Raw genomic sequence first — 21,408 nt, 5'->3', positions numbered from 1 at the left:
TCTGAAAGACGTATAATATTTTCTATGTGAAATATAACCAAAGGAGACCTAGAGATGCTGGATTTAAACACTACCCGTCTAATCACCAAAGCGATAAGCGCAAGCATTGCCAATAAGGAAATTGCCGGTGCGAACTTCATGGTGATTCAGGACGGACATGAAAGCTGGTATCACGAAGACGGTTTTGCCGATATTGAAGCTGGCCGTAAAATGTCCAGGGATTCGATCTTCCGCCTCTACTCGATGACGAAGCCGGTTACTGCCGCAGCCGTTATGCTGCTCCTGGAGCGTGGGGAGATCGACCTGTTCGATCCGGTCAGCCAGTACATACCCGGATTCAAGAATCAGAAGGCGGAAAAGAACGGCGAGCTTGTGCCCGTAACTCGTGAGGTTGATATTAATGACTTGCTGAACATGACCTCCGGCCTGGTCTACGGCGGAGAAGGCTTGGCAGGTCAGTATACGGAGTTGTTGTACCAGGAGCTGAACAGCCGCCTGCTTGGCACGAACCCGATGAGCACCCTGGAATTCGCTAACCGGCTGGGTGAGGGTCCGCTGGCCTTAGAGCCGGGATCCTCCTGGCAGTATGGAACCTCTGCGGATGTACTAGGTGCATTGGTTGAAGTTGTCAGCGGCATGCGGTACGGAGAATTCCTGCAACAGGAGATCTTCGGTCCGCTGCAAATGAACGATACCGGCTTTTGGCTGCCCGAAGACAAGCGAGAGCGGCTGGCCACTGTCTACCAGGATGATGGCGAGGGCGGATTGACACCGTTCTCGGAGAGTCCCCTGGGCGTTAACCATCATATGGACCGGGAGGCAGCTTATGAAGCAGGCGGAGCCGGACTGGTCTCGACCATTGAGGATGCTGCCAAATTCACCACTATGCTGATGAATCAGGGCAGCTTGAACGGGGTGCAGCTGCTGAAGCCCCGCACCGTTCAGTTTATGACCTCGGCCAGCTTGACCAGCTGGCAGCAGCAAGGCTTCAACCCCTGGCATTCGCTGCAAGGCTACAGCTACGGCAATCAGATGCGCGTCCTGACCAATCCGGGTCAAGCCGGAGGACTCGGCAGCCTGGGAGAATACGGCTGGGACGGCTGGCTGGGAGCTTATTTTGCCAATTGTCCGCTGGAACGCCTGACCCTCCTGTTCATGATCCAGAGAAAGGACTCCGGTACCCTGCCCATTACACGTAAGCTGCGGAATATCGTATTAAGCGCATTATAGGCACAACGATAAGGGTCCAGTCTTTGTCCGGCTACCCGGACAAGAACTGGACTCTTTTTCTGGACTTTTTATAGTAAATGAGCGGCTCTGTGTTCCCACTCCACCCCTACCATTTGCCTTTCGCCCTGTTGGCAGCAATCACTTCAAGGAAGCGGTCGGGATAATTGGTGTGCACTCCGTCTAGTCCCCAGGAGTAGGCTTTATCCATATTGAGCTGGTAGTTCACCGTGTACGGGATGATCTTCAGCCCGGCCCTCTTCACCTGCGCTACATAAGCAGCACTAATTCCCTGGAAATTGGGACTGATGCCTACGGCATAAGTCTTCACGGTATCCAGATAGGACTGAGTCACCCTTGTAGCCGCATAATCATTCCATACCAGCTGATATAGCGGGATATCCGGGTTGATCGCATGAAGCTTCCGCAGACTGGCTGCGCTGAAGGAGTGTACGGATACCCTTTTGGCGAGATCATATTTCAGAATCGTTTCATTCAGGATCGCTTCGATCCCGAACTTCGGGGCAGGCTCCTTGATCTCGATCACATAGCTCATGTCCTTGCCGAACATCTCGAATACTTCCTCAAGAGTAGGGACGGTAAGTCCAATATAGAGATCTCTGGCGAACATCGGGTAAGCCTGATTGAACCATGAGCCTGCATCGAGCTGCTTGATCTGCTCCAGGGTCATATTCTTCACATAGCCTTTGCCGCTGGTGGTACGGTTAACCGTCTCGTCATGAATCACGACCGGAATCAGGTCCTTGGTCAGATGGATATCGAGCTCAATCGAGTCGGCATTCATCTCACGCGCCAGCTCGAAGGCGGCAAGCGTGTTCTCAGGAGCATAACCGGACGCGCCGCGGTGGGCAATCGTATAGACTTTGTCTGCCGGCTCAATGATCTCCTTCACTTTCACCCGGATGAGCGGAGAATACGCGTACAGGGTGGAGAACAAGGAAATACACAATACAATATGGACTCCGATAAAATAACCCTTATGTCTGAACATCTTCATCATGCTGTTGTCCCCATTTGTGTGATAATAAGATACTCTATTCAGAATGGGATAACCGTGACTCCTGAGAGTGTTTGGACTTCCATCTTGAAGCTTATCTATCGTATCAGACATTTATCGCCTAAACAATCCACTGTCTCCATATCTCCATGCAGCGCAAAGAAACCAGCCCCCTTGAGGTCCGGTTTCTTTGTGTTACGGGAATAGGCTCTGCCAGAGCCCAAGCCAATTCGCTGAGTTTCGCCCCGTTAGATTACCAGAGTTGCTGTAACAGGATAATGATCCGAAGGGTATTTCCGGTCGAAGCTGTCGGTTACCGTCCGGGTCTTCAGCACCTTCACCTGCTTGTCCGTAAAAATATAATCGATCTCCTGAAGCTCATCCCACGGAATATCGTAGCGGAAAACGGTGAATGTACCCCAGGGACCATAGTGTGCATCAACTGCTCTGCGGGTATCGGTCAGCTGCGCTATAATCTCCCGGTAGCAACGTTCGTCCGGTATGGCATTGAAATCCCCTGTCAATACAACCGGGAGATTCCCGCTTTGATTACGAATCCAGTCCAGAATCATCCGCGCACCGCGGTATCTGGCTTCCTCACTGATATGGTCCAGATGGGTATTCACAAAGTGAATCCGATTCCCGTTTCTTGTATCCTGCAGTCTCACCCAGGTGCAGATCCGGTTGTAGTCAGCACCCCAGGACTTGGACGGAACCTCCGGCGTCTCCGATAGCCAGAAGGTGCCTCCGTCTTCCTTGGTGAATACGGACTTGTTATAAAAGACCGGGCAGTGTTCGCCTTCAGGATCATGATCACGGCTGATGCCCTCCACCTCATAATCCTCAAGTGCTGCCAAATCCCTCAGCTGATTGCCCCGCGCCTCCTGCAGTCCGAAGACGTCCCAGCGGTAATGCCGGATCATGCGCAGCATATGCTCCTTGCGGAACTCCCAGCTGTTCTCTCCATCTGCCGTAGTGTCCAGGCGGATATTAAAGGAAGCCATTTCGTAAGTACTCATCGCTGTTCTCTCCTCCATACTTGTAGTGGTTATAATTCTCACACTGTCACATCTTGAAGTCTATAATTCTTCCGAACGCAGCGCAACCGGTATTCCGGGCAGGAGACACCGCATCTTTTATAAGCCTTGGAGCTTACTCTACGGAAGGCGAATACCTCCGCTGAGTAAGCCCCAAGGCTGGTTCAGAGCATAGTACCTGCTAAGCCAGCATACTTGCCAGTTCAGCAGAAATCCGGTTTCTGGCCGCATCCGCCACGCTAAAATCCATTGCTGCGATATATATTCCCTTTAATTCATCCCGGTGCAACTTGGCCTTTGCCAACGCAGCTATTGCTGTTTTCATTGTGGCCTTATATTGTGCGCTTATTTCCTCTAGCGGACCGGCGAGGCGCTCATCCGTTCCAGGTGCAACAACAGCTTCATAGGTATCGATGATTACGTCTCCTGCCCGCTCCGGGTAATATTCATGCGGGCTGGTGCTGTCAAATATCGCAAAATCAAGCTCACGCACAATAACCATATCCAGACTGTGGGGATCAAATCCGCAATGATAGATTTCCGTATCAAAGCCCCTCTTCTCCGCCTCAGCGGCGATTTTGCGGAGGATGGTTGATTTGCCGGTTCCGGCCCGGCCTTTGAGGAAGAAGCGTCTGGACAGCCCTTCGGTCAAATTAGGCACAAAGTCAACCGATCCTGCCGGCGTTGCTGCGCCCAGAAACCGGTGCTTCACTTCAGCACTCTTCTGAAGATTCGCTTCGCCAAACAACTGTTCCAGCATTAAGGCCGTTAGTTGATCCGCCTGGCCGAAGTCCATATGCTCAAAGTAGATCTTTTCCCATTCGTCATGAATGTTCAGGGCCTCCGCAAATCTGCTGTACGCTGCCGCATAGGCATCCGCGGTCTTCCGGTTCAGCTCCTCAATGATCCCCCTTTGGCCGATAAGCGCTGCCGAGTCCCGTGCTTCCCCCAGGTTCACGTATTCCTCAATTACTCCGGGAGCCTTAGGCTCGATCACATGGGGCGCAGTCCCGTCAACAATGCCCACGCCAAGCGCGGGAATAATGACCCCGTCAATAGAATCCTTATCGGATGAACAATGGATCAGCTCAATTTGATAACCCCGCTCTGCCCATTCTGTGCCGATTGCTTTCATCAGCGAGGATTTGCCGGAACCGGGCCCGCCCATCAAGATGAATATCCTCCGGAGTCCTTGAAGATTCGATTCGAACAAACTGTAGAAGCCAAGAGCCGTATTTCCGTCGGCAAAATATCTTAAAATTCCCGCAGCCATACATCCACTTCCTTTCCTGTTGTCGCCTTATAGGCTTATAACCATACAATATGCGTCAGGTATTTGTAAGGTTCGGGCAGCGATGAGATTTCCGTCCAACTAAATGCCCATAGCCACCATCCGGGCAAGCACCTTCTCCCCTCTGACCACCAGATCCCCGCCGCTGAACTTTGGCAGCACCAGTTCGGAGACGATGCTCCCGTCCCTCATGAACAGTACCCGCTCCGCCCTGGCGGCGACTCTCGTGTCATGGGTCACAAGCATTATGGCTGTGCCCGCTTGATTGATGGCCACCAGCAATTCCATGATTTCCTCTGCGGTCTTCGAGTTCAGCGCACCGGTTGGCTCATCGGCAAATAGGATCTCCGGGGTGTTGATCAGCGCGCGGCAGATTCCGGCCCGCTGGAGCTGGCCACCGGATACCTCCGTGGTACGCCTGTTTTCCAGACCGGCAATGCCTGTCTGGATCATCAGGTGTGCCGCTTTTTCAACGAGTTCCGCTGTATTCCTCTTGCCGTCCTGCACGGCGGGAAGCATGATATTATCCATCAGATTCAGGTTCCTCAGCATTGTAGGCTGCTGAAAGATAAACCCCATCCGGGTGCGGCGAAGATCCGCAAGCCTACTTTCCCCGAGACCGGATAATTCTGTATCGCCAAATTTGACCGTTCCCTCTGTAATCTCATCCATGCCGCTGAGCGCGAACATCAATGTCGTTTTGCCTGAGCCTGACGGTCCCATTACAGCAACAAATTCACCTTCTGTTATATCTGCGTCTACTCCATTCAACACTGTCGCCTTTTCTATACCCTTGCCGTACGTTTTCACGATATGGGTACCTGTAATAATGCTGCTCATCTGTTAATCCTCCCTGATATGCCCGGCAATTGGTAAGGCCTGGATGCCCGAAATCCCTAACCTGGCAGCGGCAACGACACAGCCTGCAATTAGCAGAGGCGAAATGAAATAGACAAACCACGGGTCTACCGCGAACTGAAAGGCTGCTGCGCCGAAGGAAGACACGATGGCCACCCCCACAAGCTCTCCCAGCGTATTTGCCAAAAGCGTACCCGTGATGACACCAGGCACCAGCACGGTGATGGAACGCGAAAGATACTGCCTGCGAATATCCCTGCTAGCGAAGCCGATAGCTTTCAATATCGCAATGGGATAACGATCCTTCGTCACCAACATCTTCATGAATAACGTTGTTACCAGAAGTGTGAGCAGGACAGTTGCCACAGTAGCGACAATGGATGCCTTTTGTACAGCTTTGCGCATAGGACCGAGCATCTGCCCGATGGTTTCGTCGATCCCGGTGATTTTGGCTGAGGGGAATTGTTCCCGGTACTGTGATATGGCCGCCTGGACACTCTGACGGTCCCGGAACGTAACCGCAAGCCCCACACTTAGAATCTCCCCGTTATTCATGTTGAAATTAGCCTGTGCTGTACGCCCGCCGTTCGTGACATCGGAGTAAATCCCGCACACCTTCAGGTGCTTTTCCATGCCGTCAACCCTTACGATGAGCTCATCCCCAATATTCTGTTCGAGGTCTTCCGCATTCAGTACCGAGAGGGCGATCTCTGCTTCCGCTTGCGGCGCACGGCCTTTGGAATACGTAATAGGAAAAGCGGCATAGTCTCCAATGGTCACTCGCAGCTTCTCCAGCGTCCCTTCATCTGTTCTTCTCTCTAGCATCCGGCTGGTGAATAATGCATATTTCTCAACGTTCTGATCTTCATCCAGCCGGGCTGCAACCTCCTGTGCCTTCCCCTGAACATCCTCCACCCGTGTCCGCAGCACTCCGATATTCACATCGCTGATGCCCATCCCCATATTGGTGATGAAGCTTGGGGCAGAGATTGTACGGCTGATATTATACGGCACAATCATAATGAATGAAGAGATCACCAGCACTATCGTCATGGTGACATACAGCTTCTTGCGGGATAGCACATCCTTGACGCCTATAAAGATATTTCGGGTGAACAGTCTGTTGTGACTCAGCCGGAAGCCTCTGGCCGGTGCCGAGGATTCGCGCGAAGTACCGAACCTCACCGCCTGCGCCGGGGAGATGTTACGGAAGCGCTGCAGCACACCATTCACATATAGCATGACCACCACGCAGATGAGCACTGCGCCTGCAAGCCCGCAGAGTAATCCGGGGAACCGGCTCCCGCTATCGCCCATGTACAGACGTATATTTTGCATAAAAGGCATTTGGAGCGGCAAAGAGGCCAGAAAGCCCAGCACACAAGCTGCACCCGTAATCGCACCATATTTCGCAAGGTACAGCTTCTTAATCTGTGATACCCGTATCCCGATGGCCTTCATTACGCCTATTTCCTTATAATCCTCTTCAATCGTTGCCAGTAGCGTAAAGCGAATGCACAAGAACGCCACGATGATGACCAGTATGCCAATCAGTACCAGCACAGCAATCATAATGCCATCCGTAATGCCGTTGATCATCTTCACCTGATTGTACGTGATCGCAGGCGGACCGTTGGCCGGGAGTCCAGCATCCAGATAAGCAGCCTCAAATGCCGGATAGTTAACCCCATCCAGTAGCCGGAATTCAATCAGGTGCTCCAACTGTCCGAACTCACGGACCCGCTCGAAATCCGCCGGGCTCACAAGGAACCTTTTGGAGCTTACAAGCGCCGGATTCATGGTCGAATCCCGCAAAAACCCCGCAACATGGAAGGAAATACCATGGATCTTCACTGTATCTCCAAGTACTGCCTTCCCTTCCTGCCTGTAATAGACAGGGACATAGATTTCACCGTCAGCCGGATGAATCACCTTACCGTTTAAGTCCAGCAGGTAGTCGAATTTCTCACCCTGTACGGAAAGGCCGTTGTCCTGTATGCTTCCGGCAAGCGTATCATCCCCGATCACAATCTCTGCACCCTCGATATTGAGGAACTCCAGCACCTGATATTCCTCAACACTTCCATTCGTCTCCGCGAAGTGCCGCAATTGATTCATATCAACCTTGCCAGTATGCATTTGCATGAAGTGGAGCGCCTTCGAAGATCGAAGCATGTTATCAATTGCGCCAGACAGATTCACGGTCAGCGATGCGGCGAGCGAGGTCAGCATGGCGGCAACGAGGATGAATGCCATAATCGTGGCGGTAATCAGCTTGCTTTTGCGCAGATCGTTTTTGATCATTTGAAGATACATGTCACTCCTCCGTCTATTTGTGTCCTTACAGATTTATTTTTTGGGAAAATCGAGGACAAACTCCTTCGTATAAGGTGAAGCTGCGTTCAATACACTAACCCCGCCGGAATGCCGTTCCATCACCTTGTGCACAATAGCCAGCCCGAGCCCGGTTCCGCTGCTCGCACTTCTTGAAGCGCTGCCGGATACAAACGGCTCGAACAGATTGCCGGCGATAGACTCCGGAATCACTGCTCCATTATCGGCAATATGGATTGCAATCCGGCCAGATTCATCCGTTAATCCCACATATAGCAGGCTGCCTGACGGGTTATGGCGGATTGCATTGGTCAGCAGATTGTTGATGGCCCGGCTTATTTCCAGCGGGTCTGACATGTAAAACACGGGCTGGTCCGGTAATTGCAGCTCTAAGCTCAACTGCTTACTTTCGATTTCACCAAACAGAGCAGCGCAAGATACACGAAGCAACTCCACAAGGTCAACCTTCGCCAGCTTCAGCTTGTATTCAGGTGCACCCAGCTTGGAATAGGCCAGCAGCTGGTCTATCAATTGGTTCATCTGCCCCGATTTCGCTTGGATCGCCAGATGGTATTCCCGCTGTTTGTCCGGTTCCTCAACCAACCCTCCTGCCAAAGCCCCTGCATAGCCGGAGATCGTTGTCATAGGAGTCCGCAGATCATGGGCAATGTGCGAGAACAGCTGCATCCGCTCGCTCTCTATCCTCTTCCTCTGTTCTTCTGCATCCTTCAGCCTCCGGGCCATATAGTTGAACGCATCCCGCATTTCTCCAAATTCTGTTTCCGTCTCAAAATCCAGCTTGATCTCCATATCGCCCGAGGTCACCGCCTTGAACCCTTCTTCCATCTTCCTTACGGGCTCCATAAGCTTCCTGTTGATCCCGCGCCCGAACAAGGCAATCCCGATAACATAAACGGCGGCTGTAATAAGAATCCAGATTACGGACAGCGTGACCTGAAGCGACTCCGTTCCCTTAGCCAGCGGGGAAGAGGCCAGCTCCGCGAAGTTCATCCCGTTCTTCCATGTCAACAGACCGAACAATAACTCCAGGACCAGCAGCGTCAGCGCAATGCCGAAGGTGTAGCCTATGAAGCTGCGCATGATGACTCCTCTGAAGCTGCGCTTGTTCTTCACGGCTGAACCTCCAGCCGGTACCCTAATCCCCGAACGGTTCCAATGGACACCCCGCAGCCGCCGGGAAGCTTGGCGCGCAGCTTGCTGATGGCCACCATCACCGTATTATCATCCACGATAGCCGTCTCCTGCCAGGCCGCTTCATACAACTGCTGTTTGGTATATACGCGCCCTGGGCTTTGCATAAACAGCTTCAAGATGTTAAATTCTGTTGCGGTAAGGTGGATCGCGGTGCTCCCCCAGCTTAGACTGCAAACAGATATATCCAGGCAGAGCTCCCCTGCCATCAGCTTATCCGCTGCGGAATCCGCTTCAACTCCGCTACTGCGGCGTAATTGGGCTTTAATCCGCGCAAGCACCTCCAAAGGGTCAAACGGCTTAGTCACATAATCATCCGCGCCAAGGTCAAGCCCCAGAATTTTCTCGTGATTCTCCGTCTTGGCACTAACGACGATAATAGGCAGATTGCTGTACTCTCTCAGGCCCTTAATTAACTGATAGCCATCAAGCTCCGGCATCATGATGTCGATGACAGCCAGATCAATCCGTGCAGCGGCCGCCTGCTTCAATGCTTCCCGGCCGTTACCGGCCTGAATCACGGTATATCCATCCTTTTCAACATACAGGCGCAGGAGCTCCCGGATCTCCTTCTCATCATCCACTATCAGAATTGTTTGGTTCATCATTTCACCTCTCCTCCTGCCCATCCCGCAGGGCTGTAAGTCCATTATGTTGGCTCTACCTTTCAGTTAAACACGGGTTACCTTAACATTGCCTTAAGATTTATCATACGAAGCGGCTGTCTAAGCAGTTTATAGAGGTTCGGTCAAAACTCACCTGCCCCATTGACATTTTATTCCTTGAGTTGTAAAATAACGTTGTTATATAACGATGTTATTGAAAATATGAGGTGTACGATGCCGCCAAAAAAGCAAATCACAGCTATTCAGATTGTAGAAAAAGCCTTTGAAATGGTACGTCAAGAGGGCTATGAATCCATTACCGCTAGGAAGCTTGCCCAAGCGCTCAACTGTTCCACACAACCGATCTATCAGTCCTTCACCGACATGAATGGCCTTAAGCTTGCTCTCACCCACAAAGCCCAAGAGTGGATGATGAAGTTTATTTCCATGAACGGGGATGCGGATTTACCTGCTGAGTTGTCACGTATCCTGGGATATGTCCAATTTGCCAATACGGAAAAATATCTGTTCCAGCTTATTTTCGCCTCCGGCGGGGGGAACAGAGAAGCTGATCAGCCGTTTATGCCCAAGGAGAGCGGAATCGACTTGAACATGATCATTTATGCTCACGGCATTGTTATGATGATGGCCTACAATACACTTCCATTGCCATGGGATACCGTTAAAGGAATGATTGTGAAGGCGTACGATTCTTTTAAGAGAAGTGATCAATAAATTGGGGAGGAGGTTACCGATGAACACTTACACACCCTTACGCATACAAAAGGAACGTACTCACATATTCTCACCCAGCATTACCATTGCGATGTTAGGAATCATTCAGGGGGATGTCTCCGATCATGATCTAGGTGCGGCCATTGCCGCAGCAGTATCCAATCATGAAATTTTAAGCTGTAAAATAACATTCGACGAGCAAGGAGAAGCCTTTTATGAAAAAATAGAGCAGCCGCGGATTCATATCGAGCCGTTTGACCGTGATTGGAAGGCAGTTGTGCAGGATCAGGAAACGATTGCTTTTGATTGGGTTAACGGCGAACTGATCCGTTTCTTTGTTAAGCGGCAACAGGACAGCTTCCAATTGCTGATTCTCGCTCACCATCTGACAGGCGATGGCCTGGCAGTCTCCTATTTACTGAATGACGTTCTACACGCGTTAAATGGAGATGAGCTGATTTATAAGCGGCTGCAGCTTTTTGATCCAAAGACGGTTCCTCCTCGTTCCAAACTACCCCCGTGGATGCGCATCATTCTTCACGGGCTTAACCGTAAATGGAATTCAACTGGAAAGGCATTTAATTATACAGAATATCAGGAGATGTATCAGAGCTATTGGAGTAGCCGAACAACTAAAATTTATTGTAAGGAGCTTAATGAATCGCAGTTATCCGCTTTGAAAGAAACCGCCAAACGCCAGGGAATTACCATTAACAGTTTGCTTACGACAGCCTTCGCTAAATCGGCTCAAGGTCACTCTGACATCGGCCTGGCGGTTAGTGTTCGTCCAAAAAACTATCGGGGAATGGGTAATTACGCCACAGGAATTTCAATCCGGTACCGTTATAACAAGACTCACGATTTTGGGGCGAACGCCCATAAGGTACATAAACGAATTTATAAGAAATTAAATAATCATAAAGCGAAGTTCTTCTTGCTTCAGTTCATGAATGAAGTATCACCGACACTGATTGATGCTGCCTATTTCTCTGCCTATGGTGGCTACGTGAACAAAGCGGCTCACACCGTTTCGAACCTGTTCGGCTATGGAGTAAAGCCCAAGAGCATCAGCATCACCAACCTGACTACACTAGATATACACAAATCACAAGGCAAATATAGCTTGACCGCAGTCAGCTTCGTACCCCCTCTTGTCCCAAATGCAAGGCGGATCGTTGGCATCTGTACCTTTGAGGACCGGCTAACCCTTTCATTACATGTGGCAGGCAACGATCTGTTGTCTGAGGAGAAGGATTTTTGGGAATCAGCTCTGCGGGAATTAACATTCCCTCACAATGAAAACGGCATCCCCATCATGAAATGACAGGAATGCCGCTCTTCTATATCGATTAAAGGCCCATATATTTCTCCACACCCGACGGGTCCATGACGACCATCTGCTTGTTGCCGATCAGCTTGATCAGGCCGGAGTCCTCGAAGCGGGAGAACTTCCTGCTGATCGTCTCCCGGGTCACTCCGACATAACTGGCCAGCTCTTCGCGGGACAGCGGCAGGTCGATATGAACGCGTCCGCCGCGCGGCTTGCCGTATTTCTCACTCAGCTCCATAATCATATAAGCGATCCGGATTTCCGGGTCCTTGGTGGCCAGACTCTGCGCCAGATTCTCGGTGTGGGCGAGGCGTTTGGTTACGCTTGAGAGCAGGCGCAGGGAGATGTCGGGATTCTCGGTCATTAGCTGCTCCATATCGCTGCGGGTCAGCAGGCAGATATTGGTGTCTTTCAGCGCATACGCACTGAAGTTGCTAAGCTCGTCACTGTTGAAAATACTGAGCTCTCCGAAGAAATCCCCGTTCGTCAGGATATGTAAAATCTGCTCCTTCCCTTCGGGCGTGAGCTTGGATAATTTCACATGTCCCTGCTGAATAATGTACAGCGTATCGGACGGCGCGCCTTCGAGAATTAGCGGCTGGCCCTTGGTGAATTTGCGGTGCTTAATCATCGCGCTGATCCGGGTAAGATCCTCGTCGGTCAGCGCGGCAAAAATCGGTACCTTGCGTGTACAAGGTTCTGCGGCGTGCTGGCAGGAATGCTCTTTCATACCGATTCCCCCTGTAATGTGAAATGTGAAGCCTTAGCTTTAATCCTCTATTGGGTAATTGTATTCTTCTCTTCGACAGGTACGAAGTGGCTGGTATCCTCTCCGCAGACCGGGCAGACCCAATCCTCCGGCAGATCCTCGAATGCTGTGCCGGCGGCTACATCCTCATCGGGATCGCCTACCGCCGGGTTGTAGATGTAGCCGCAAGGGGTACAGATATATTTTTTCATCGTAATCAGCTCCTGTTTTTATGGTTAGTGAATTAATTCAATACAGCCTGCGCCTCAGTTATAATCTCTTCGATGCTCTTGCCGTCAGCACTTCCGCTCAGCCGGACGCCTTGCTCAACAGCCGCCTTGTAAGCCAGCGAAGCTGCAGCACCCTGCCAGGACAACGCCCCGACAATGACATGATCCTTCACAAAAATCCGTGTGTACGCTCCATTCTCTTCACCGCATACCGACTCATCGCAATTCCGCTCATCGGTGTTGCCAATGGAGAATAAGGACACCCCGAACGCATTGAACAAGGTTACCGGAACCGCTCTGCGGTACACACTCAGGGCTTCAGCCATATTGCTTCCTGCGATCTTGCCCTGTTCCATTGCTCCGCCCCACAGGCCTTCCACCAGCCCGCCGAACTCTGCAACGTCCCCGGCTGCATAGATATTCGGAGCACTCGTCTGCAGATGTTCATCCACAATGATGCCGCTGCGGACCTCAATCACCGAGCCGTCAACCAGAGCAGTATTCGGAACAATCCCAATCGAGTAGACCACATGGTCACACGGGAAGCTCGTGCCGTCATTCAGCGTAACCCCGGTGACAACCTCTGTCCCCTCGATGGAAGCCACACCCGCTTGAAGAATCACCTTCACCCCTGAATGTTCAAGGGTTTCTTGCAGATGCTTGGAAGAGTAGCTGTCGAGCTGTCTGCCCATCAGGGCAGGTGCATATTCAACCACGGTCACCTTATACCCTGCCTCGTGAAGCGCCCAGGCGGTCTCAATCCCCTGCACCCCTCCGCCAATGACGGTTACGCGGCTGCCTTCCTTAAGACTGTCCTTCAGCCGGTCTGCGTCAGCCAGCTCCCGGATGGTGTGTACGTTGGCAAGTCCGGCACCCTGGATGGTTAATGCGCGGTTCTTCGCCCCCATGCAGAGCAGCAGCTTATGGTATTCCACACACTGGCCGCTCTCTGTCTCTACCGTCTGGCGCTCCGGATGGATAGACACGATGCGGGTGGACGACTGCACGGTGATGCGGTTATCACGGTACCATTTCTCCTTCTTGATCAGAACCTTCTCGCTGTGCAGGTCGGTGAACAGGCCTTTGGTCAGCTTGATCCGGTTATACGGCAGGCCGCTCTCTTCCCCGATAATCGAGATTTCCGAGTCCGCGTCCTGATCGCGGATCGCTTTGGCAGCATGGACGGCGGTTACACCGCCCCCAACGATTACGTAATGCTTCGACATGTTCGCTTCCTCCTCCCTAGATTGAACTGAGCAGCAGATCCGAGACAAATTCGGTTGCATGCTTAATCTTCTGGACCTTCTCAGGCTCTCTTGGGGAGAATCTCACCCGGACAGGGAATTCTACATGGGTCATACCGGTGGTTTTGATCACATCGGAGGTGCTCTGTACAGTCATGTTCGTTCCGTTCAGGTAATCCTGAATGACCTCGATGGCTTCTCCGCTCCAGCCGTAAGAGCCAAATGCCGTAGCAAGCTTGCCTTCCAGGTTCATCTCCTGCATGCCCTTCAGCACTTCCTCCAGGTTCCCGATCATGTCCGCATACTTCGTGGAGCTGCCGATGAAGACGGCGTCTGCCGATTCGATGCTGCGCAGGATGTCTGCGGTGCTGCTTTTATCTGCGTTCCAGACTTCTGTCTCAATATTGTTCTCCTTCAGGCAATTCTCAATGATCGCGGCCATCTTCTTCGTGCTGTTCTTGATGGTGGTATAGACAATGACAGCCTTCTTGCCCTGGGTGGTCTCCCGGCTCATGGTGGCGTACAGCCCGATGAACTTAGGAATGTCCTCGCGGATCAGGAACCCGTGGGAGGGCGCAATCATGCGGATCTGCAGATCCTTCACCGCTTCCAGCAGCGTTCTTACATATCTTCTGTGCGGGTGGATAATCGCTGCATAATAGCCTTTGTAATCTTCCGTGATATCGAAGCCTGCTTCATCGCTGAACAGATGCTCGGCAGCCACATGCGTACTGAAAATATCGCAAGGGAACAGGATCTGGTCTTCCACACAGTACGTAATCATCGTCTCTGCGGTGTGGAGGTACGGCGTTTCTTTGAACAGCAGGGTTTTGCCGCCGATATCCAGTGTGTCCCCGTCCTTCACCACCAGGAAGTTGCGGCTATGCAGCTTATACATCTCCTGCAGCTCCGGCACTGCGATCTCGGTGCAGACAATCGTAGCATTCAAGGCCTGCGCTGCCAGTGCCGCCAGTCCTCCGGAGTGGTCAGGCTCGGTATGGTTAATGACAATGTAATGAATATCCATAAGATCAATCATTCCGGCGAGACACTCGGCATATTCGCGGCCGAATTCCATATCCACGGTATCGATTACGGTCGGCTTGCCGGTTTTGAGAAGATAGGAGTTATAGGTGGTGCCCTTGGCGAGAATCAGGCGGTGGAACGGAACTTCACGGTTGTCTATTTTGCCTACCCAGTGGATGTCCTCGGCGATTTGTCTGGTTTGTGTACTCATTAGTGGTAGCCTCCAATATTTGATTGATAATCCTTATCAGCAACCTCATTCTATTACGCCAGCCGCTTAAAAAGGAGGATTCAAATCAAATTTCGGAAGTTTGTGAAACCTTTCATTTGGCATACTCTAAATGTAGCCTACTTCACGGAAGATGTGGTGCGTGTGGTCACAGGCGGGGAGGAAAAGTCTAATTTAAGTGGATTGGAGCAACTGCTTGCTTCAGATAAAAACTCAAAGCTTGGCCGCTGTTGTATTTATATTTCCTGATTTGAACCGCTCTTAGCGGAAGAAATCCAAAGTTCTTTGATACGTCTTACCTCAGATACGTTACCTTCATCACTTTAAAAAAAGCCGATCTCTATAAGATCAGCTTTTCTTGGAAACAAAGGTTATACAATCAGAGGTCAGCTTGACGGGCTGCCCGTTTCTGTTGATCTCAAAAGCTAAGGATTTTACGATCAGCTTCTCTATCTCCCACCCGGCAAACTGCTGATTTAATAATTCGATCATTTTCTCAGTAGACAGATTCACTTCAAACATGGGGTCGAGCTCTTGCTTATTCTCTAGTAGTATTTCCCGGATATTGGACGCAATAATAATACGAATTGCCCCGCCTGCTCTTGTCCCGGCATTCATTTCACTCAATTTCTGCTCAAGTACCTGTGCCGAGCCCACATGCTCCAATGAAGATACAGCTACGATAATATCATATTCATTTGGGCGCGGCCGAGAGAAGGGGAATATCTCTATAAATATAGTCAGTGTCCAATCGCAACGCAAAGAACAAGAGCCGCCCCACATGGAAGCCGCTCTTGTCATTGATAATATTCTACACAAGATATCTTATGTTACTTAGAAGGTGCTGGAATATCCTCAACGGATGCAGGAGCCGGCACCAGCTCGGGAGGCGCCTCTGCAATAGCCTCTTTCTGGTCAGGGACTGGTGCCGGGGCAAGCCCGGAATCAGATTGGGTGGCGTTTGCTTTTGGCACAGTTACGGGAGCACTTTCAGCAGGGGCTGGTACAAGCTCAGGCAGCGGCTGTGCAGTGATGTCTGCTTGAGCAGCTCCGGGAGCCACTTCAGCGGGAACTGTTACAGAATCAGCAGATTCAGCAGGCCCGGCAACGAGTTGTCCTGCTTTATATTCCTGGACGGGGATAGTGCTGCTCTCGGCTGACCGGGTGCCAGATACTTTGGCAGGCTCGGTTATTTTACCTTCGGGCACTTTAGAAGCTGCAAGTTCGGAGGCGGCATTATCGGAAGAAGTATACTCCGTGTCGGCGACCACTTGTGGTGTCATCTTAGAGGCCAATGCCGCCGTAGAGGTACCGATCCCTGCAATTAACAGTACTGCGGTAACCGATAGGAAGAGGGTTTGTCTGTTTAGTTTTTTGACGTTAAGCATATGGGTTAATCTCCTTTGTAATTGTTTACCGTCACCGGATAATGAGGCGTAGAACGCTCCGGGTTGACTGGCTGGCCCTGCCATGACATTCAGTATCGTCCCGCCGTAACGCTTACGGTCGGCATGAGACATCTCCTGCACCACCTCCTGGTCACAGGTCAGCTCGCTCCAGGTATGAAGCTCATGACGTACCTTATGAACCAGCGGATTATACCAATGCAAGGTACGGACGAATAGCAATGCAGCCTTGATCCACAGATCCTTCCGCTTCAGATGAACCAGCTCATGGCGCAGCACCATCTCCATATCAAGATTGGCATGGCTGTCTACAGGCAGATAGACCGCCGGTCTCCATAGTCCTGCCAGAAAAGGACTGCGTGTGACAGGACTGTAGGCGAGCTTCACGCTACAGGTGAGGCCAAGCTCCTCCTTGATGCTCCTCAGCATCATGGCTGTCTCACTATTCTCCGGTACCATGGTCCGGTTACGCTTAAGTACTCTGGTAAACCTGCGGTAAGCATACCCTTGCCAGGCGGCAAAAGTGATGGCACCCCCTATCCAAATTCCTAACAGGACATAGGCGGTACTTGTTGTTAAAGTTAATGTTGCAGGCTGGGGTGAATCTGTTATATTTTCGGGCTTCCAACTCTGGAGATTCTGTACACTTGTGGCTGCACCCGGCGCGATGAAGTGCTCTGATAGCCACGGCATTATAAGAGCTATAGGGAACAAATAAAAGATTAAGGCCAGCTTAATGAGTCCGTAACGCCATCGGGCCGGGAAATGTCCGGTCGATAACCTCTTCAGTGCGTATATACTGATAGTTACTACACTTCCGGCAACGGTTAGTGAAATCAGAAGATTCAGAAGAGTGTTCATCATCATCACCTATTTTTCCGAGAACCATTGCTTCAGCTCATCAATATCCTGGTCCGACAGCTTGTCGCCATCATACATGGCAGAGATCAGATTCTTGACCGAACCCTGATACAGCCCATCCAGGACATGCTGAGTCTCCACCAGCTTATAGTCCTCAGGCGAAATGCCGGGCACATATTTGTTGAGCCGCCCATGCCGGGTAGCCGTCAGAAACCCCTTATCCACTAACCGTGACAAAAAGGTAGATATCGTCTGCGCCTTCCAATCCCTACCCTTATGCGCGAACTGGTTCAGCAGCTCCGTTGAAGTAACTGGCGGCGTACTCGCCCAAATGGCTTCCATTAACTCTAATTCTGTATCCGATAGCTTTTGAATCTTGTTCACCGTGAACACCTCGTATGTCTGTTATGCGTCCATAACATTATTACTACACTACGTAGTAGTTATAATCTACTACAGAATGTAGTGATTAGTCAACTGCGATGAGCTGCCCGCTCAATAGCATCTATAATCTGCTGATACAACTGGTGCGGCAGGTCATGTCCCATGCCTTCAACGAGCATCAGCTTAGCGCCCGGGATAGAGGAAGCAGTGTCCTCCCCGCACGCCGGAACGAACAGGGGATCGTCCATGCCATGAATGACAAGGGCAGGGACTTGTATGGCTGCCAGTAGCGGACGGCGGTCACCGGAGACCGCAATCGCGGCAATCTGCCGTCCCACGCTGCCTGGATCGTAGGCCCGCCGGACTTCCTCCGCAATGAGTGCCCGGTAAGCTGCTTCTTCAAATGGATAGCCGGTGCCGGCAATGCGCTTGGCAAAAGCCATGCTGTGCGCCACAAATCCTGCCTCATTCTCAAACGGATTCGGCCCCGGAGTTGTCATCATCCCCATCACCTCCGGAGAAGCCTGTGAAAGGGAAGGATTCCCGGACGTAGACATGATAGAGGTGAGCGACAGGACCCGCTCAGGGTACTTACTGGCAACAAGCTGGGCGATCATTCCGCCCATGGACCGGCCAACGACATGTGCCTTGTCAATTCCCAGGGCGTCGAGCAGTCCGATCACGTCACCGGCCATGTCATCGAGCGTGTAAGGCATGTCCGGCCTTTGGCCCGACATGAGCGCAGCCGCCAAAGCGCTGAAATCCATTGCCGGGTAATGGCTGTAATGTGTCGAGCAGCCCGTGTCCCGATTGTCAAAACGGACCACCCGGAAGCCCCGCGCTGCCAGTTGTTCACAGAATGGAACTGTCCAGCGGATCATCTGGGTTCCAAGTCCGGCAATCAAGATGATGGCCTCGTCATTCTCATTGCCAAAGCTGTCATACGCCAGCTCAATGTTGTTCGTTTGTATAATGTTCATAAGGGGTTTGTTCTCCTTCAATTCTTCTGTAATGCATCTGCAGCTAACTGCTTCACATGGCTGCGGATGTCAGGTGCCCAGTCCTGAGTGTATTGGTCAAAACGCTCCGAATCACCGGCATACAGCGCACGCAGAGCTTCTTCGTAATGGTTGAAATCCCCGGCCATAGCTGTCATAAAGGCATACGCTGCTTCTTGTGACTTGCGGATGGTGCCCTGCTGTTCTCCGCTGCGCCGGGCGTCATCAACCAGCTTGCGCAGGGTTACGGATGCCCCTCCAGGCTGGGCTTTGAGCCATTCCCACTGCCTTGGCAATAAAGTAACCTCACCGGATACGACCCCCAGCTTGGGCCGTCCGGCCCGGCGCGTGTTCTGGGGATTCACTTCTGTAACGGCTGACTCTTCTGAAGGCTCAGCTAACCGCGTAAGCACCTCATCTATTTCCCCGTGATAATCTACATCTATCGGCTTCCCCGTGGAATCGTCAAAGATAAGCACCCGGGCCAGCTCGCTGTCACTCAGCTTACTCTTCACCACCGTAACCACGTGCTGTAAGGCACCGCTGGCAGCGATCTCCACTCCCAAAAATGCTGTGCAGTAAGTATTCGTCTGTTCATTAATCGTACTCATGTTATATGTTGACCTCCCTTCTATTTGGCCTAATTATACCCGGGTAAAAATATAAATGCAATATTGCCCGGGTATAATTCTGCTTAATGTGTTCGGTTTTCCGCTACAGCTCCTCCTCTAACCTCCGCGCCTGTCTAATATAGTCGGTTTTTCGATTACATTTGGTCCACACGCCTCCACCACACCGAATGTAATCGGTTTTTCGATTACATTTTGCCTACACGCCTTCGCCACACCGAATGTAATCGGTTTTTCGATTACATTTCGCCTACACGCCTTCGCCACGCCGAATGTAATCGGTTTTTCGATTACATTTCGCCTACACGCCTCCACCGCGCCGAATGTAATCGGTTTTCCGCCTACATCTGCCCCCGCCCCTCGCACCTGCCTCTCCGAGAAACAACAGAAAAAACGGCCCCAAACAAGGGCCGCCTCACCAAAGCAGCAAACAATCACTGCGTATTCAGTTCACCAATTTATCATATTGCAGGTAGATGACCTGCGTCTGGAGGTACTCGTTCAAGCCGTGCTTGCCGTCAGCGCCGCCGATGCCGGATTTTCTCCAGCCTGCATGGAAGCCCTGCATCGCCTCGAAATTCTCGCGGTTGATGTACGTCTCCCCGTATTTCAGCCGCTTGATGACTTTCATGGCGACATTGAGATTCTGCGTATATAGCGATGAGGTTAAGCCGAACTCACTGTCATTGGCGAGGGCAATCGCCTCGTCCAGGGTTGAGAACGAAATGACGGGAATGACCGGACCGAAAATCTCCTCCTGCACAATCTCCATCTCATTCGTAGCGTCTATGATCACTGTCGGCTCGAAGAAGCTGCCGGTTCCTTCAACTTTTTTACCGCCCAGAGCGATCTTAGCCCCTTCCTGAACGGCACGGTCCACCTTCTGCTGTACCGATTCCTGCGCGGCCTTGTTGATGAGCGGTCCCATCTGGATGTCCGTGTCCTTGAGCGGGTCTCCATACTTCACGGCCTTCATCGCTTCAACCAGCCGCGTGGTGAACTCCTCCTTGATGTCTTCATGGACATAGACACGCTCCGCACAGTTACAGACCTGGCCTGTATTAATGACCCGGGAAGCGACAATCGCCTGAACCGCCAGCTCCAGATCGGCATCCTTCATGACGATAGCAGGCGCTTTGCCGCCCAGCTCCAGGCTGACCTTGATGATATTCTCAGCTGCCGCCTCCATCACCTTCTGCCCTGCCGGTACGCTGCCTGTAAGACTAACCATGCCTACCTTGGCATTACTGGACAGCTCGTTGCCCACTTCCGCACCTCTGCCTGTAATAAGGTTAAATACCCCCTTAGGCAATCCGGCCTGATCCACAATCCGGCTGAACGCCATGGCATTGTTCGGAGATTCCGCGCTGGGCTTCACGACAATCGTGTTGCCGGTGATGAGCGCCGGGGCCATTTTTCTGGCGATCAGGAAGAACGGGAAGTTCCAGGGCAGAATGCCCGTGGTGACGCCGATCGCTCTTTTGAATACAAAAATATGCTCATTATCACGGTCACTCTGCACGATCTCCCCCTCATAACGCCGTGCCCATTCCGCCATATAATCCAAATAATCCGCAGTAAAATGAACCTCTACGGTCGATAATTCCAGTGTCTTGCCGACTTCCTCCGAGATCAGCCTGGCGATGCTGTCCGCCTCTGCCCGGATGCCGTCAGCAATTGCATGCAAATACTTGCCGCGCTCTACCGCAGGAGTCTCCTCCCACTCAGCCTGTGCTTGCTCCGCTGCATCAATGGCGCGTATAACATCATTCCTGGTTGCCTTGGGAACCTGTGAGATGACTTCATCGGTTGCCGGATTGGTCACTTCCATCCACTCTTTGCCTTCGGATTCCGTAAATTGGCCGTTGATATACATCAAATGCTTGGTCACTGTTTCTCCCCCTCAAGGTAGATTATTCCATTAACCCATCCATAGTGTAAACGCTATCAATATTTATTGTCAATAAGTTTCACATTTTTTATTTGTTTTTGTGTTGTTTTTCATT

At 51.6% G+C, this 21,408-nt stretch carries 21 protein-coding genes; 4 read left to right on the top strand and 17 right to left on the bottom strand.

The annotated features are described in order from the left end of the window. The first annotated feature begins 54 nt into the window (after positions 1-54). Entirely contained in the window at positions 55-1,230 is a 1,176-nt protein-coding gene (locus MKX63_RS28145) for a serine hydrolase domain-containing protein (protein ID WP_341021840.1), read from the top strand. A 106-nt stretch (positions 1,231-1,336) separates the two neighbouring features. Here the strand turns inward: MKX63_RS28145 and MKX63_RS28140 are convergent, their stop codons facing one another. From MKX63_RS28140 to MKX63_RS28110, 7 genes are all read right to left on the bottom strand, one after another. Then, positions 1,337-2,248, bottom strand: a complete 912-nt coding sequence (locus MKX63_RS28140; protein ID WP_341021839.1) for a glycerophosphodiester phosphodiesterase — start codon at positions 2,246-2,248, stop codon at positions 1,337-1,339. A gap of 245 nt (positions 2,249-2,493) precedes the next feature. Further along, entirely contained in the window at positions 2,494-3,264 is a 771-nt protein-coding gene (locus tag MKX63_RS28135; RefSeq protein ID WP_341021838.1) for an endonuclease/exonuclease/phosphatase family protein, read from the bottom strand. Positions 3,265-3,463: 199 nt separating this feature from the next. Further along, positions 3,464-4,555, bottom strand: coding sequence for a PRK06851 family protein (locus MKX63_RS28130; protein ID WP_341021837.1), 1,092 nt, complete (start codon positions 4,553-4,555; stop codon positions 3,464-3,466). A 99-nt stretch (positions 4,556-4,654) separates the two neighbouring features. Next, on the bottom strand, positions 4,655-5,413 hold the full coding sequence (locus tag MKX63_RS28125; protein WP_341021836.1) for an ABC transporter ATP-binding protein: 759 nt from the start codon (positions 5,411-5,413) through the stop codon (positions 4,655-4,657). A gap of 3 nt (positions 5,414-5,416) precedes the next feature. Next, positions 5,417-7,747, bottom strand: a complete 2,331-nt coding sequence (locus MKX63_RS28120; RefSeq protein WP_341021834.1) for an ABC transporter permease — start codon at positions 7,745-7,747, stop codon at positions 5,417-5,419. A gap of 33 nt (positions 7,748-7,780) precedes the next feature. Further along, positions 7,781-8,899 (bottom strand): HAMP domain-containing sensor histidine kinase, encoded by a 1,119-nt coding sequence (locus MKX63_RS28115; protein ID WP_341021833.1) that lies wholly within the window; start codon positions 8,897-8,899, stop codon positions 7,781-7,783. Next, positions 8,896-9,585, bottom strand: a complete 690-nt coding sequence (locus tag MKX63_RS28110; RefSeq protein WP_341021832.1) for a response regulator transcription factor — start codon at positions 9,583-9,585, stop codon at positions 8,896-8,898. The genes MKX63_RS28115 and MKX63_RS28110 overlap by 4 nt, the downstream gene beginning before the upstream one ends. Before the next feature lie 231 nt (positions 9,586-9,816). On the opposite strand from MKX63_RS28110, the gene MKX63_RS28105 reads away from it, so the two are divergent. Together MKX63_RS28105 and MKX63_RS28100 are read left to right on the top strand one after the other, a co-directional pair. Next, positions 9,817-10,317: a TetR/AcrR family transcriptional regulator gene (locus MKX63_RS28105; RefSeq protein ID WP_341021830.1), complete on the top strand. Its 501-nt coding sequence runs from the start codon at positions 9,817-9,819 to the stop codon at positions 10,315-10,317. 19 nt (positions 10,318-10,336) lie between these two features. After that, positions 10,337-11,641 carry a hypothetical protein gene (locus tag MKX63_RS28100; protein ID WP_341021829.1) on the top strand — a complete coding sequence of 435 codons (1,305 nt, stop codon included), beginning with the start codon at positions 10,337-10,339 and terminating at the stop codon, positions 11,639-11,641. Positions 11,642-11,666: 25 nt separating this feature from the next. Here the strand turns inward: MKX63_RS28100 and MKX63_RS28095 are convergent, their stop codons facing one another. Genes MKX63_RS28095 through MKX63_RS28080 form a run of 4 tightly spaced genes read right to left on the bottom strand, consistent with a single transcriptional unit; the run spans position 11,667 to position 15,106 of the window. Further along, positions 11,667-12,377, bottom strand: coding sequence for a Crp/Fnr family transcriptional regulator (locus MKX63_RS28095; RefSeq protein WP_341021828.1), 711 nt, complete (start codon positions 12,375-12,377; stop codon positions 11,667-11,669). A gap of 47 nt (positions 12,378-12,424) precedes the next feature. Further along, on the bottom strand, positions 12,425-12,607 hold the full coding sequence (rd, locus tag MKX63_RS28090) for a rubredoxin (protein WP_036693846.1): 183 nt from the start codon (positions 12,605-12,607) through the stop codon (positions 12,425-12,427). Positions 12,608-12,639: 32 nt separating this feature from the next. Next, positions 12,640-13,851, bottom strand: a complete 1,212-nt coding sequence (locus MKX63_RS28085; RefSeq protein WP_341021827.1) for an NAD(P)/FAD-dependent oxidoreductase — start codon at positions 13,849-13,851, stop codon at positions 12,640-12,642. 16 nt (positions 13,852-13,867) lie between these two features. After that, the gene (locus MKX63_RS28080) at positions 13,868-15,106 is read right to left on the bottom strand and encodes an FprA family A-type flavoprotein (RefSeq protein WP_341021826.1); all 1,239 of its coding nucleotides are present in this window, start codon (positions 15,104-15,106) and stop codon (positions 13,868-13,870) included. A 102-nt stretch (positions 15,107-15,208) separates the two neighbouring features. Between MKX63_RS28080 and MKX63_RS28075 the strand changes: the two genes are divergently transcribed. Then, a complete protein-coding gene (locus MKX63_RS28075) occupies positions 15,209-15,373 on the top strand; it encodes a hypothetical protein (RefSeq protein WP_341021825.1) in 165 nt (54 codons plus the stop codon). A 99-nt stretch (positions 15,374-15,472) separates the two neighbouring features. On the opposite strand, the gene MKX63_RS28070 is transcribed toward MKX63_RS28075, so the two are convergent. The 6 genes from MKX63_RS28070 to aldA all read right to left on the bottom strand — a co-directional run bounded on the left by MKX63_RS28070 (position 15,473) and on the right by aldA (position 21,293). Continuing rightward, positions 15,473-15,925 carry a hypothetical protein gene (locus tag MKX63_RS28070; RefSeq protein ID WP_341021824.1) on the bottom strand — a complete coding sequence of 151 codons (453 nt, stop codon included), beginning with the start codon at positions 15,923-15,925 and terminating at the stop codon, positions 15,473-15,475. A gap of 29 nt (positions 15,926-15,954) precedes the next feature. Beyond that, positions 15,955-17,391, bottom strand: a complete 1,437-nt coding sequence (locus tag MKX63_RS28065) for a M56 family metallopeptidase (RefSeq protein ID WP_341023326.1) — start codon at positions 17,389-17,391, stop codon at positions 15,955-15,957. Between the two features lie 9 nt (positions 17,392-17,400). Continuing rightward, entirely contained in the window at positions 17,401-17,775 is a 375-nt protein-coding gene (locus tag MKX63_RS28060) for a BlaI/MecI/CopY family transcriptional regulator (RefSeq protein ID WP_036693854.1), read from the bottom strand. An 89-nt stretch (positions 17,776-17,864) separates the two neighbouring features. Beyond that, positions 17,865-18,755, bottom strand: coding sequence for an alpha/beta fold hydrolase (locus MKX63_RS28055; protein WP_341021823.1), 891 nt, complete (start codon positions 18,753-18,755; stop codon positions 17,865-17,867). Positions 18,756-18,772: 17 nt separating this feature from the next. Then, positions 18,773-19,384 (bottom strand): DUF2239 family protein, encoded by a 612-nt coding sequence (locus tag MKX63_RS28050; RefSeq protein ID WP_341021822.1) that lies wholly within the window; start codon positions 19,382-19,384, stop codon positions 18,773-18,775. A 463-nt stretch (positions 19,385-19,847) separates the two neighbouring features. After that, the gene (gene aldA, locus MKX63_RS28045; RefSeq protein WP_341021821.1) at positions 19,848-21,293 is read right to left on the bottom strand and encodes an aldehyde dehydrogenase; all 1,446 of its coding nucleotides are present in this window, start codon (positions 21,291-21,293) and stop codon (positions 19,848-19,850) included. Positions 21,294-21,408: the final 115 nt, after the last annotated feature.

Origin of the sequence: Paenibacillus sp. FSL R7-0179 (genome assembly GCF_038002265.1) — a bacterium.
GTDB lineage: Bacteria > Bacillota > Bacilli > Paenibacillales > Paenibacillaceae > Paenibacillus_AQ.
This window is presented reverse-complemented; position numbering and strand designations above follow the sequence as displayed.